Raw genomic sequence first — 12,466 nt, 5'->3', positions numbered from 1 at the left:
ATCCGCCTAGCTTGCCCTCTCATCGTCCATCGTCTATCGCCGATGGACGATGACCGAATCCCCCGAAATCCGCTGCAGCGACAGCCATGCCATGGCGCTCCGCCTGGCGGCGCTCTCGCATCCGGCGCGCATCGAGATCCTGAAGCGCCTTTCGGCCAGCCGCTGCTGCTCCTGCCGTGAGGTGGTCGATCATCTCGACCTCGCCCAGTCGACCGTCTCGCAACATCTGAAGGTGCTGGTCGAGGCGGGGCTGGTCCGCTTCGAGGCCGATCGGCAGCGCTCGCGCTATGCGGTTGACCGCGCCGCGCTGGCCAGTGTGTCGGCCTCGCTCACCCAACTCGTCAACTCCTGCTGCCCCCCACCCAAAAGGCAAGACTAGTGGCCGAAAAGACCGTATCCGCCGAAGCCGGCACCCTCACGACCCTGCGCAACCTCTGGCCCTATATGTGGCCGGCCGAGCGCGCCGATCTCAGAGCCCGCGTCACCTGGGCGACGCTGCTTCTCGTGGTCGCCAAGGTCACCTTGGTCGCCGGACCGTATTTCTTCAAATGGGCAACGGATGCGCTGGCCCACGCCGCCAAGACGCCGCCGCCGCTGCCCGCCTTCATGCTTGCGCCGGTGATGCTGGTCGTCGCCTATAACGTGCTGAGGCTGGTACAGCTCGGCTTCAACCAGCTGCGCGACGCGCTGTTTGCCCGTGTCGGCCAATATGCGGTGCGCCAGCTCGCCTTCCGCACCTTCGTTCACATGCATCAGTTGTCGCTGCGCTTCCACCTCGAGCGGCGCACCGGCGGCCTGTCGCGCATCATCGAGCGCGGCACCAAGGGCATCGAGACGATCGTGCGCTTCATCATGCTGAACACGGCGCCGACCATCCTCGAATTCGCGCTGACGGCCGGCATCTTCGCCTTCACCTATGGCTGGAAATACGTCGCGGTGGTCGCCGTAACGGTCTGGCTCTATGTCTGGTTCACGGTGAAGGCCAGCGACTGGCGCATCTCGATCCGCCGCGACATGAACGACAGCGATACCGACGCCAACACCAAGGCGATCGACTCGCTGCTCAATTTCGAGACCGTCAAATACTTCACCAATGAGCGCATGGAGGCCGAGCGCTTCGACCGCTCGATGGCGCGCTACGAGATCGCCGCGACCAAGACCTGGACCTCGCTCGGCTGGCTGAACTTCGGCCAAGGCCTCATCTTCGGCCTGGGAACCGTCGTCGTCATGTGCATGTCGGCGCTGGAAGTACAGGCTGGCACCCAGAGCGTAGGCGACTTCGTCTTCATCAACGCCATGCTGATCCAGCTTTCGGTGCCGCTCAACTTCATCGGCTTCATCTACCGCGAAATCCGGCAAGGGCTGACCGACATCGAGCACATGTTCGACCTGCTCGACGTGCCGCAGGAGATCGTCGACAAGCCGGACGCCAAGCCGCTGAAGGTCGGCCCCGGCAAGGTCGAGTTCCGCGACGTGCACTTCTCCTATGATCCGAACCGCAAGATCCTGAAAGGCGTCTCCTTCGAGGTGCCGGCCGGCAGGACGGTGGCGATCGTCGGCCCCTCCGGCGCCGGCAAGTCGACCATTTCCAGGCTCCTGTTCCGCTTCTACGACGTGCAGGGCGGCCAGGTGCTGATCGACGGCCAGGACATTCGCGACGTCACACAGGAAAGCCTGCGCGCCGTGCTCGGCATGGTGCCGCAGGACACCGTGCTCTTCAACGACACCATCGCCTACAACATCCGCTATGGCCGCGTCGGCGCCAGCGAGGAGGAGGTGCGCAAGGCGGCCGAGCTCGCCCAGATCGGCCCGTTCATCGACAAGCTGCCCGAAGGCTATCGCGCGATGGTCGGCGAGCGCGGGCTGAAACTGTCGGGAGGCGAGAAGCAGCGCGTGGCGATCGCCCGCACCATCCTCAAGGCCCCGCCGATCCTGATGCTGGACGAGGCGACCTCGGCGCTGGATACCCAGACCGAGCAGGAGATCCAGGCCGCCCTCGACCTCGTCAGCAAGGGCCGCACCACCATCGTGATTGCCCACCGCCTGTCGACGGTGATCTCGGCCGACGAGATCATTGTGCTCAAGGACGGCCAGATCGCCGAACGCGGCACCCATACGGCGCTGCTCGCCAAGCACGGCCTCTACGCCTCGATGTGGGACCGCCAGCGCGAAGCGACCGAAGCCGAAGAGCGCCTGCGCATCGCGCGCGAGAGCGACGAGCTCGGGGTGGTCGTGAGGAGAAGGACGGCGGAGGTGAGCTGAGGCGATCGAGCGTTAATCTCCCCCACAAGGGGGGAGATCAGCAGCATCGGCGCCGCACCCCCTTGGTAGTCGAAAATCCCCCTTGACCTCAACCTATCTTGAGCTTGCAAACCGTCTCCGAGCCACCTGTCGGGCAACCTTTCCAAATGGAGACAGATCGAAATGAGCCAGACAAACCACCGCACCGGCAGCGTGTTCCGCGTCGACAAATTCGTCGTGCCGGCACAAGCGCGCGACGAAATCCTCAGCAAGGCCAGGATGACGCACGAGCTGCTGCGCCAACAGGAAGGCTTCGTGCAGGACTTCCTGCTCGAACAGTTTTCAGGCCCGGGCGAGTTCAACATCGTCACCGTGGTCGAGTGGGAAAGCCAGGCGGCTGTCGACAAGGTGGTGCCGATCGTGAAGGCAGCGCATGAGCGCATCGCCTTCAGCGCCCAGGAAACCATCGCGCGCCTCGGCGTCAAAGCCGACATCGCCAACTACCAGCGCGTGCCGGAGGTGTAAGGCGCAGATATTCCGCCGAGGCTGACGATTGGCGAAAGCGGACGTGACAGCCCAATCTCCCCCCAAGTGGGGGAGATGTCCGGCAGGACAGAGGGGGGCGCTGTCCCGCCGGCGTCAGCAGTGATCGGGATCACGGGGGTATATTGTTGCGTTGCGGGGAGGGGGGCTTTCCGCTATTGAGGCGCAACCTGAAACAGGGATCGCCCCCAAGCCCTATGACGCTTCTCGACTCGGTCAAGAATACGTTCGTCCCGATCCATCGCGAAGGCTATCCCTTCATCGCGGCCTTCGCCGCGGCGACGCTGTTTCTCGGCTATTTCTCCTCGATCCTGTTCTGGATCGGGCTGATCCTCACCGCATGGTGCGTCTATTTCTACCGCGATCCCGAGCGCGTCACGCCGGTCGACGACCGGCTGGTGGTGAGCCCGGCCGATGGCGTGATTTCCGCGGTCGGTCCGGCCGTGCCGCCGAGCGAGCTTGGCCTGGGCTCGGGCGAGATGACCCGCATCTCGGTGTTCATGAACGTGTTTTCCTGCCACATCAACCGCGCTCCGGTGCGGGGCAGGATCACCCGCATCGAGCACAAGCCGGGCAAATTCCTCAATGCCGAGCTCGACAAGGCAAGCGCGGAGAACGAACGCAACGGCCTGGTCATCGACAGTCCGAACGGCACGATCGCCGCCGTCCAGATCGCCGGCCTGGTGGCGCGCCGCATCGTCTGCTGGGCCGAGGCCGGCGGCTCGATCGCCATCGGCGAGCGTTTCGGCCTGATCCGCTTCGGCTCGCGTGTCGACGTCTTCCTGCCGTCGGGCGCCGTGCCGCGCGTTGCGGTCGGCCAGACGGCGGTCGGCGGCGAGACCGTGCTTGCCGAATTCGGCGGCACGGCGGTCACGCCCTTGGTCAGGATTTCCTAACCGTTGGGCGCGCCGTTCAAGAAATTCGAGGCCCATGCCAGCGGCGGTCCGCGCATCCGCGAGATCCCGATGCGCATGGTGTTGCCCAATCTGGTCACGGTGCTCGCCATCTGCGCCGGCCTTTCGGGCATCCGCTTCGCCTTCGAGAACCGCTTCGAGATCGCGGTGGTCATGGTGCTGCTCGCCGCCTTCCTCGACGGCATCGACGGGCGGCTGGCGCGCATGCTGAAGGCCACTTCGAAATTCGGCGCGCAGATGGATTCGCTGGCCGACATCGTCAATTTCGGCGTGGCGCCGGCCCTGGTGCTCTACGCCTTCCTGCTCGATCGCGCCGGCTCGCCGGGCTGGATCGCCGCGCTTCTGTTCACCATCGCCTGTGGCATGCGGCTCGCCCGTTTCAACGTGCTCGCCGAAGACCACGACCAGCCCGCATGGCAGACCGAATATTTCGTCGGCGTGCCGGCGCCGGCCGGCGCCGTGCTGGTGATGCTGCCGCTCTATCTCTATTTCCTGCGGCTGGGGCTGGAGCCCACCCGGCCGGCAGCCTTCGTCGCCACGGGCTTCACCGTGCTCATCGCCTTCCTTTTGGTCAGCCGCCTGCCGGTCTATTCGGGCAAGAGCGTCAAGGTGCCGGGCGACAGGGTGCTGCCGGTCATCCTTGGCGTGGTGCTCTATATCCTCCTGCTGATGACCTATCCCTGGTACACGCTGACAGCTTCGGTCGCCGGCTATCTGCTCTTCCTGCCGTTCTCGGTGCGCGCCTATTCGAAACGGGCCATGCGCGAAGGCGAGAAGGTGCCGCCGTCGGATATCGGGTAACGGGTACTCTCTCCCTCAAGGTGGGAGATTAAGCCGCCGCGCTCAACCCCAACCGGTCGATCGCCAGCTTGCGGGCCGAGATGTAGTCCGTCTTGCCCGAGCCCAGCACCGGGATTTCTTCGACCTTGATGATGTCATTGGGCACCATCAATTCCGCTGCGCCGGCCTTCTTGCCAAACTGACGAAGTTCCTCCGGGTTGGCATCGCCCGCGGTGGTGACCAGCACGATGCGCTCGCCCCGCCTCTTGTCCGGCACCGCCACCGCCGCGTGGCGCTCTTCCGGCCATAGCGACTGCACCAGCATCTCGACGGCCCCCAGCGACACCATCTCGCCGGCGATCTTGGCAAAGCGCTTTGCCCGGCCGCGGATGGTGATGAAGCCCTCGCGGTCGATCGAGACGATGTCGCCGGTGTCGTGCCAGCCTTCCAGCGGCTGCAATTCGCCCGGCCTGTCGGCGGTCATGTAGCCCATCATCATGTTCGGCCCTTCGAGCCATAGCCGGCCGCCCTCGGCGATGCCCTCGACCGGCTCCAGCTTCATGCGGATGGCCGGCAGCGGCCGACCGACCGTGCCGTCGCGGCCGTGGATGGCGGTGTTGACCGCCACGACGGGCGCGGCCTCGGTCAGCCCGAAACCTTCGACGATCGAGGCCTGGAAACGGTCGCGATAGGTGCGCCGCGTCTCCGGCTTCACGGCTTCGGCGCCGGCCACCACGAAGCGCAGGCTGGAGAAGTCGCCATCCTTGGCGGTGCGCGCATAGTTGGCGAGGAACGTGTCGGTGCCGAACATCACGGTCGGCTTCACTTTGCGGGCGATCTCGGGGATGATCTTGTAGTGCAGCGGGGAGGGATAGAGGAACAGCTTTATCCCCAGCACCAACGGCAGGATGGTGCCGCCGGTCAGCCCGAAGGAATGGAACACCGGCAGCACGTTGAGCAGGATGTCCGCAGGCGAGACGGAGACGCGCGCCTCGGCCTGCATGACATTGGCAAGCAGGTTGCGGTTGGACAGCACCACCGCCTTCGGCGTGCCTTCCGAGCCGGAGGTGAACAGGATGACGGCTGGCCTCGAGGCTTGCTGCCGCTGCAGCGGGAAACCCCACAGAAGCGCGGCGGCGACCTTGTCCAGAGTCGTCACGCTGGCGCGTACATCCTCCAGCCAAAGCATCTTCGCGCCGCCCGCCTCGACTGCGGCAACAACGTCGTCGATGGCGGCCTTTTCGATGAAGGCGCGGGACGAAACGACCGTCCTGATGACGGCGGTGCGGATTGCCGCGGTCACGCTCGCCGGGCCGGCGGTGTAGTTGATCATCGCGGCGACCCTGGCCGCCGAGATCAGGCCGACGAAGGTGAGCACCACGCCATTGGCGTTGGGCAACAGCACGCCGACCGCCTCGCCGGGCGCCGACACCGCCTCGAAATGGCGGCCAAGCACGCGCGCGCCGATGAACAGCTTGCGGTAGCTGAGCGAACCCGAGATCACGTCCTCGATGATCGGGCGCGAAGGGCCGATGCGATCGGCGGCGTCGCGCATGGCAAGGAAGAGCCCGCGGTCGAGATTGGTGCCGTAGAGCCGCGCCTCCGCGAAACGGTCGAACAGCGCGTTGGTGTTGGAGGCCATGTCGGGGTTGCGCGCCATCAGCTCGGCGATGGTCATCGGCTCCAGCAGGCTCAGCGACAGGCGTGGAAACCAGTGGCGCGGCGCCTTGTCCTCCGGCGTCAGCGACACCGGCAGGTCGCGTGTGCCGGCAACGAAGATCGGCACGATGCGGGCATCGGCCTGCATCGCGATCCGGGTGATGGCGCGAAACAGCCGGAAGGATTTGACGTCCGGCTCGACATTATCCGGCAGATAGACGGCGAGCCGCCCCTTGCCCTTGAGCACGCGCACCAGCCGGCGGCTGACGAAGACATGCTCGGCGTTGAAGGCGATGGTGCGCGCAAGCTCGCGCCATGGCTCGAGCCATGGCGAGCGCGCCGAGGCCTCGTCCAGGATGTGCAGCGTGTCATCGGGCAGCAGCGACAGCATCAGCGCCGGCTCGATGCGCGACTGGTGCGAGACCACATAGATCACCGGCGTCTTGGCGCTGCGGGCAATGCGGATACGGTTATCGGCGATGCGGTAAGCGAGCTTGAACGGCACATAAAGCAGCGCCTGGGTGAAGCGCAGGTCGAGCCGGAACCGTTCGATCACCGCGATCAGCAGCCAGGCAAGGACGAGGCCCGCCAGCAGCGCCAGGGTCAGGATCATGCCGCTCTCTCCCAGTCTCCTCCGCTGCGGCTCTTGAGCGGCCGCTTTGGTGGCAGAGGGTAGCGGAAGTCGGGGCAAGGTCAATGTGGGGTGATGCAGCGCTTCGGTTCCAGCCTACTTGAAAAGCCGCGTCACGTGTCGTAAATAATGTGACACGTGACGGAGAAGTAAGCATGGCCAGTTTTCCAACGGGGTTTGCAGAGGCACCCCACATAGAGCCGGAGTTCGAACGGCTGGTTGACCTGTTTGGCGGGCCGAAGGTCCTTGGGTCTTCCATATCCAGTCCGCTTGATGCCCATGAAATGATCCTGCATGGAATTCCAAGCCAGGCCTTGGAAAGCCTTGTCGGGCAGCTGACCGTCATTGATGCAGATGCCTTCGAGGCGGCTTTCGGCATGAGCGAGCGGACATTTCAGCGGCACAAATCGGATCACTCCAGGACCCTTAATCGGGAGCAAGGCTCCAGGACCTGGAATTTCGCCAGGGTTCTCACCAAGGCCACGTCCGTTCTTGGGACTCAGGAAGCGGCGGAAAAATGGATGATTGAGCCCGCTATGGGCCTGGAAAACCGCCGGCCGATCGATCTCTTGGCCACGGCGGCGGGCACTATCCTTGTACAGGAGTTTCTGGAGCGGCTCGACTACGGTGTCTACGCGTGACGCCTTTGCCGGGTTCTCTTGGGGCGGGAGAAGTCCTCGGCTGGAGGCTTGACCACAAACGTTTTGAGACAAATTGGGACAGCGGCGAGGGAGCCTTCAAACTCGGGGGAAGATGGAACAGCAAAGGCGTCAGGGCCGTATACGCGTCCATCGACCCCTCGACCGCCATTCTCGAGGTGGCGGTCCACAAGGGATTCCGCACGCTCGATACCGTTCCTCACGCGCTAACGGCATTCGACATCATCGATCCGTCCAAGATTTATGTCGTGCAAACGGGCGACGTTCCAAATGCAAACTGGCTGCGCCCCGGCATTCCCAGCGCGGGACAACAGCAGTTTGGCGACAGTCTGCTGGCGGAGCATCCCTTGTTTCTCATTCCAAGCACGGTATCGCAGCATAGCTGGAACCTGGTGCTCGACCCCGTCAGGGCAGCCGGGCTTTACAAGCTGCGCCTCCAGGAGGATTTCGCGCTCGATACGAGGCTTCATCCTCCCTCGAGGTAGCCTTCCAAAGAAAAAGCCGACCTTTTTGCGGGTCGGCTTCTAGTCGGACGGGTCGAGGGGTTTGGGGGGACTTGGGGGGTGACCCGTCGATCCAACAATGCCTGAGTCGGATGATGGTTCCGTGACCGCGAAAATAATTTAATGCATGTCGCCCAAAAGTGCGCGGCGGTTTTTGGGGAAGCGACATGCATGAAACAAAGACCTAAAAGCGGGTCGCTTGAATCCGTTCAGCGCGACGCGCTTTAGGAACGCGCCGATTTCGCCTTCATCCAGTCGCGCCCGGCATGGGCAAAGACCGCGCAAAGCACGATGGCGCCGCCGATGATGCTGGCCAGCGGCGGGATTTCGTCGAGGAACAGCAGGGCAAACAGGATAGCGAAGGGCACTTCAGCCGAGCCGAGCAGGCCGGCTTCGGCGGACGGAATGAGCCGGGAACCCTCCGTCCACAGGATCGAGGCCAGCGCGAAGGAGCAGCCGAATGTGGCAAGCAGCGCCACGTCGCGGGCTGAAACGGCCAGCGGGTCGGTGACGAACCAGCCGAGCACGAAAAGCAGGAAAGCCGAGACGGCGCCCGCCCAGACGACCGGCGAGTCGCGGAAGGCGCGCACCATGATCATGTAGAGCGCGCTGCCGGCGGTCATCAGCAGCGCCAGCCCGTCGCCGAAAAGATGGCCGCTGCCGAGGCCGGCGCCCACCATGATGGCGACGCCGCAAAGCGATACGGCGGCCGCGACCATCGTCTGCAGCCGGAATTTTTCCCGCACCAGAAGGAAAGCAAGAAGTGCGGCGATGAAGGGCGAGGTCGCGTAGATCACCGCGACATTGGCGACATAGGTGAATTTGAAGGCCGAGATGAAGGCGATGCTGGCGGCAGCACCCTCGACCGCCAGCAGCCAGCCGCGCCAGCCCAGTCTCAGGCTCTCGCGCCCGCCCGAGCGGCGCCGGCGCCACAGCACATAGAGCGTGATCAGGATCGAGCCGAAAAAACCGCGCCAGCAGGTGATGGTCAGCGGATCAGCGTGGATCGACTTGGTCAGCACGCCGGTGAGCGCGAAGGCGATGGCCGATGCCGACACCAGGATGATGCCGAGCGTGCGCTCGGCCGCCACGTCGGCTGCAAGCTTTTCCGGCATGTCGAGCGTGTCGGTCATGGCGCCAGCCTACCCGGTCGCTCCTGACAGCCTTCTGTCATCAGGTCTGCTCCCGCCTGCGGAAATGCTCATTGCCGACGATGAGCAGGCCGGCGCCGACGATCAGCGCCGCGCCCATGAACACTTCCGTGCGCGGCACGTCGCCCCAGATGGCGTAGCCCAGCGCGAAGGCCCAGACCAGCGAGGTGTATTCGAACGGCGCGATGATCGACACCGGCGCGCGCTTCATGCCTTCGAACAGCACATATTGCGCCACCCCGCCGAGTGCCCCGACGCTGGCAAGCAAAAGAAGCTGCCGCCAATCGGGCATGCGCCACCAGAGCAGCGCCGGCACGGCCGAGAAGAGCAGGAAATAGAAATTGTTGAGCACGAGCTGGATCAGGGTGCGCTCCTGCAGCGCCGTCTTGCGCAACAGCACCACGGCGATGCCCCAAAGCACGGCAGCCGCCAGCACCAGGAGCACCGGCGCGGAGAGGCCGAGGCGCGTCGGATCGCAGGCGATGAAGACGCCGACGAAACCGATGAGCACCGCCAGCCAGCGTAAGAGCGGCACCGTCTCGCCCAGGATCAGCACAGACAGCACGGTGACGATGATCGGCGCGGCGTAATAGATGGTGGTGAGCTCGGCGAGCTGCAGCGAGCGTGCGGCGTTATAGTAGCAAAGCCAGGCGGCCAGCGTGAAGGCGCTGCGCACCAGCATCGGCTTGACGATCGGCGAATCGATCGTGTCGGCAAGCAGTCGCTTGCCGCCGATCGCGGCGCAGGCGAGGAGCACGGTGATCGAGCGGACGAACATGATCTGCCAGACCGTCATGCCGACGACCAGAAGCTTGATCGAGGCATCCTGCGCCGAAAACAGGAAATAGGCGGCGGCCGTGAACAGGATGCCGGCCAGCACCCTTTCGCGGCTTTCGAGGACGACGACTTCGGCCATGCGGTTTCAGCGTGCTTGCGTGAGGCGGTTCCGCCCCAGTCGGGACCGTTGCTCCAGCTATACGGGCGAAAGCTTGCACGGCGCTGCTCCAGCGCGGCGCTTGCGTTGGCGCAGGTCTTTTGCGGGGGACCGGTTGGGGGCTACTGCGTCGCCTGATAAAGCTCCGATGCCGCATCCTTCAGCGCGCGTCGCCCGTCTGGCCGCAGATACATCATATGACCGCCCTCGACGACGTCGAGGCGGATCGGCTTGGCGTCTGATAGCGAAGGAACCTGGTTCACCAGGTAGCGCGAGGCGAGATAGGGCGTGACGAGGTCGGTATAGCCGTTGACGATGACGACACCGAGGGCGGGGTTGAGCGAGCGTGCCCGCTGCAGGTCGTTCATCACGCCGGCATAGCCCTGGCCCGAGGTGCCGTAATCCCAGCTGCGGCTGATCTCGCCATTGAGCAGCCGGTAGCTGACGTCGGTGTGGTAGTTGAGCTCGTCGCGGGCGTAGGCGACGAAGGCGGAGGTCAGCACCGGCACGCTGCGGTCGAGCACCGGATCGGGTCCGGCGTCATGCGCGCTTTGCGGCGCGATGTCGGCGGTGCCGATGGTGGCGTCATAGGGGCTCAGCACCTTGCCTGTAGCGCGCTGGAATTCCTTGGCGAAAAGCCCGGTGGGGATGCGGGCGAAATTGCGTTGGACAAGCTCGAGCGGCAGGCCGGTGATCTCCGACACGCGTCCGCTTGCCTGCTTGCCGCCTTGCTCCAGTCCGCTGTTCAGCGCCGTCAGGTAATCGCCGAGCGCATAATGCTCGACTTCGGCCAGCCGGTCGCGCAGCGCGTCGCCGCTGACGCCATCGGCCTTGAGCCGCGTCGCCGCCAGCGAAGGCAATTCCAGCGCCCAGTGCAATTGGTCGAACTGGTCGGGCCGCACCAGCATGAACTCCAGCGCCGGCGAGATCAGCACGACGCCGCTGGGCGAGAGGCCCACATCCTCCTGCAGCGTGCGGGCAAGCAGCGCGGCGCGAAAGCCACCATAGCTCTCGCCGGCGAGGAACAGCGGCGATCCGGCGCGGCCGTTCTGGGCCAGATAGAGCCGGATGAAGGCGCCGACCGAGCTGGCGTCGGCGTCGACGCTCCAGAATTCCTTCGGCTCGTGCCCCGGCGCTTCGCGGCTGTAACCCGTGCCGACGGGATCGACGAAGACGAGATCGCTCATGTCGAGCCAGCTGTCGGGATTGTCGATGAGCTTTTGTGGCGGCCGCCGGAATTCGCCGTCGGCGGCGGTCTCGACGATGCGCGGTCCGATGGCGCCGATATGCAGATAGGCCGATGCCGCGCCCGGTCCGCCGTTGAAGACGAAGGTGATAGGCCGATCCTTCGCCGGCGCCGGCGACTGCTGGGTGTAGGCGACATAGAAGATCTCGGCCGTGACCTCGCCCTTGGCCGAAAGCAGCGACAGCGTGCCGGCCTTGGCCTGGTAATCCAGCTTGTGCCCGCCAAGCGTGATCGAATGCTCGGTCACCTGCGGCGGCGGCAGCAGCGACAGCACGCCGCCTTGGGGGACGGGACGCTCGGGCGTTTCGGCAAGGACCGGCTGCGCGAAGGCGGCGAGCGCCAGGAAGATAAGGGGGACGAGCTTGGATCGCATGAAGGCTCCGCTTGGATGGCATCCGCAAAATATGGTCGGGGCGAGGGAAGTCAAAGGGGCCGTCTCAAGACTTGGGTTCCTCGCCCCGCCAAAGGTGGGGGAGAGGTGCCCGCGAAGCGGACGGAGAGGGGACCTTCGTAGGGCGCTCCCTCTCCTTCGCCGAGCCACCTTTCCCTCATTTCATGGGGGCGAGGAACCCAAGCTGGAATTATGTGCTATCAATCCCCCAACACCACCGAAAGGAATCTCGAGCTATGGACGCGACCGCACTCAAGGCCATGCAGGCTCCGCTGAAGGACGCCTACCGCGACGACGCCGCCAAGGCGCTGATCACGCTGAGAGCCCGCGGAACGCTCGACGACCAGTCGATCGCCTGCAAGGTGGAGACGGGCAGGGCGCTTGCGGTTGCCGGGCTTCATCCCGCCACCGGGGGCTCGGGCCTTGAGCTGTGCTCGGGCGACATGCTGCTGGAGGCGCTGGTCGCTTGCGCCGGCGTGACGTTGAAAGCGGTGGCGACGGCGCTGGAGTTCAAGCTCGGCAACGCCACCGTCGAGGCCGAGGGCGACCTCGATTTTCGCGGCACGCTTGGCGTCGCCCGCGACGCCCCGGTCGGCTTCCGCGAGATAAGGCTGAAATTCGACCTCGATACCGACGAGCCGCAGGAGCGGATCGATTCGCTCATGAAGCTCACCGAGCGCTATTGCGTGGTGTTCCAGACGATCAACAACAAGCCCGCGTTGACGGTGAGCGCCAGCTAATCTCCCCCTCGAGGGGGAGATGTCGCCGAAGGCGACAGAGGGGGTCGTCTCACGTAGGGCGCCAGCGTCGTTTG

General features: G+C 64.9%; 12 protein-coding genes. 8 read left to right on the top strand and 4 right to left on the bottom strand.

The genetic code is table 11. The features are described 5' to 3' along the window. Window positions 1-49: 49 nt before the first annotated feature. The 5 genes from RFM41_RS04210 (at window position 50) to RFM41_RS04190 (ending at window position 4,499) form a co-directional block, all read left to right on the top strand. Window positions 50-379, top strand: coding sequence for an ArsR/SmtB family transcription factor (locus RFM41_RS04210; protein WP_320246741.1), 330 nt, complete (start codon window positions 50-52; stop codon window positions 377-379). Continuing rightward, on the top strand, window positions 379-2,262 hold the full coding sequence (locus tag RFM41_RS04205; protein WP_320246743.1) for an ABCB family ABC transporter ATP-binding protein/permease: 1,884 nt from the start codon (window positions 379-381) through the stop codon (window positions 2,260-2,262). The genes RFM41_RS04210 and RFM41_RS04205 overlap by 1 nt, the downstream gene beginning before the upstream one ends. A gap of 162 nt (window positions 2,263-2,424) precedes the next feature. Then, window positions 2,425-2,766: an antibiotic biosynthesis monooxygenase family protein gene (locus RFM41_RS04200; RefSeq protein ID WP_320246745.1), complete on the top strand. Its 342-nt coding sequence runs from the start codon at window positions 2,425-2,427 to the stop codon at window positions 2,764-2,766. A gap of 188 nt (window positions 2,767-2,954) precedes the next feature. Continuing rightward, complete coding sequence (locus RFM41_RS04195) at window positions 2,955-3,680, top strand: phosphatidylserine decarboxylase (RefSeq protein ID WP_320246963.1); 726 nt, start codon at window positions 2,955-2,957, stop codon at window positions 3,678-3,680. 3 nt (window positions 3,681-3,683) lie between these two features. Beyond that, window positions 3,684-4,499: a CDP-alcohol phosphatidyltransferase family protein gene (locus RFM41_RS04190; protein WP_430691504.1), complete on the top strand. Its 816-nt coding sequence runs from the start codon at window positions 3,684-3,686 to the stop codon at window positions 4,497-4,499. Window positions 4,500-4,527: 28 nt separating this feature from the next. Here the strand turns inward: RFM41_RS04190 and RFM41_RS04185 are convergent, their stop codons facing one another. Continuing rightward, window positions 4,528-6,750 carry an AMP-binding protein gene (locus tag RFM41_RS04185; protein ID WP_320246746.1) on the bottom strand — a complete coding sequence of 741 codons (2,223 nt, stop codon included), beginning with the start codon at window positions 6,748-6,750 and terminating at the stop codon, window positions 4,528-4,530. Between the two features lie 173 nt (window positions 6,751-6,923). Here RFM41_RS04185 and RFM41_RS04180 point away from each other — a divergent pair, with 173 nt between their 5' ends. Both RFM41_RS04180 and RFM41_RS04175 read left to right on the top strand, forming a co-directional pair. After that, complete coding sequence (locus RFM41_RS04180; RefSeq protein WP_320246748.1) at window positions 6,924-7,409, top strand: Xre family toxin-antitoxin system antitoxin; 486 nt, start codon at window positions 6,924-6,926, stop codon at window positions 7,407-7,409. Continuing rightward, complete coding sequence (locus RFM41_RS04175; RefSeq protein ID WP_320246749.1) at window positions 7,406-7,912, top strand: RES family NAD+ phosphorylase; 507 nt, start codon at window positions 7,406-7,408, stop codon at window positions 7,910-7,912. The genes RFM41_RS04180 and RFM41_RS04175 overlap by 4 nt, the downstream gene beginning before the upstream one ends. 242 nt (window positions 7,913-8,154) lie before the next feature. On the opposite strand, the gene RFM41_RS04170 is transcribed toward RFM41_RS04175, so the two are convergent. The 3 genes from RFM41_RS04170 to RFM41_RS04160 form a co-directional block, all read right to left on the bottom strand. Further along, window positions 8,155-9,063, bottom strand: coding sequence for a DMT family transporter (locus RFM41_RS04170; RefSeq protein WP_430691505.1), 909 nt, complete (start codon window positions 9,061-9,063; stop codon window positions 8,155-8,157). A 40-nt stretch (window positions 9,064-9,103) separates the two neighbouring features. Further along, on the bottom strand, window positions 9,104-9,997 hold the full coding sequence (locus RFM41_RS04165; RefSeq protein WP_320246751.1) for a DMT family transporter: 894 nt from the start codon (window positions 9,995-9,997) through the stop codon (window positions 9,104-9,106). A gap of 140 nt (window positions 9,998-10,137) precedes the next feature. Continuing rightward, window positions 10,138-11,634: a S10 family peptidase gene (locus RFM41_RS04160; RefSeq protein WP_320246753.1), complete on the bottom strand. Its 1,497-nt coding sequence runs from the start codon at window positions 11,632-11,634 to the stop codon at window positions 10,138-10,140. A 254-nt stretch (window positions 11,635-11,888) separates the two neighbouring features. Here RFM41_RS04160 and RFM41_RS04155 point away from each other — a divergent pair, with 254 nt between their 5' ends. Then, window positions 11,889-12,392 (top strand): OsmC family protein, encoded by a 504-nt coding sequence (locus tag RFM41_RS04155; RefSeq protein ID WP_320246755.1) that lies wholly within the window; start codon window positions 11,889-11,891, stop codon window positions 12,390-12,392. The last annotated feature ends 74 nt before the right edge of the window (window positions 12,393-12,466 follow it).

The organism is Mesorhizobium vachelliae (assembly GCF_033977325.1).
Lineage (GTDB): Bacteria > Pseudomonadota > Alphaproteobacteria > Rhizobiales > Rhizobiaceae > Mesorhizobium > Mesorhizobium vachelliae.
The sequence above is the reverse complement of the archived record's forward strand: the minus strand, read 5'-3'. Positions and strand labels throughout refer to the sequence as shown.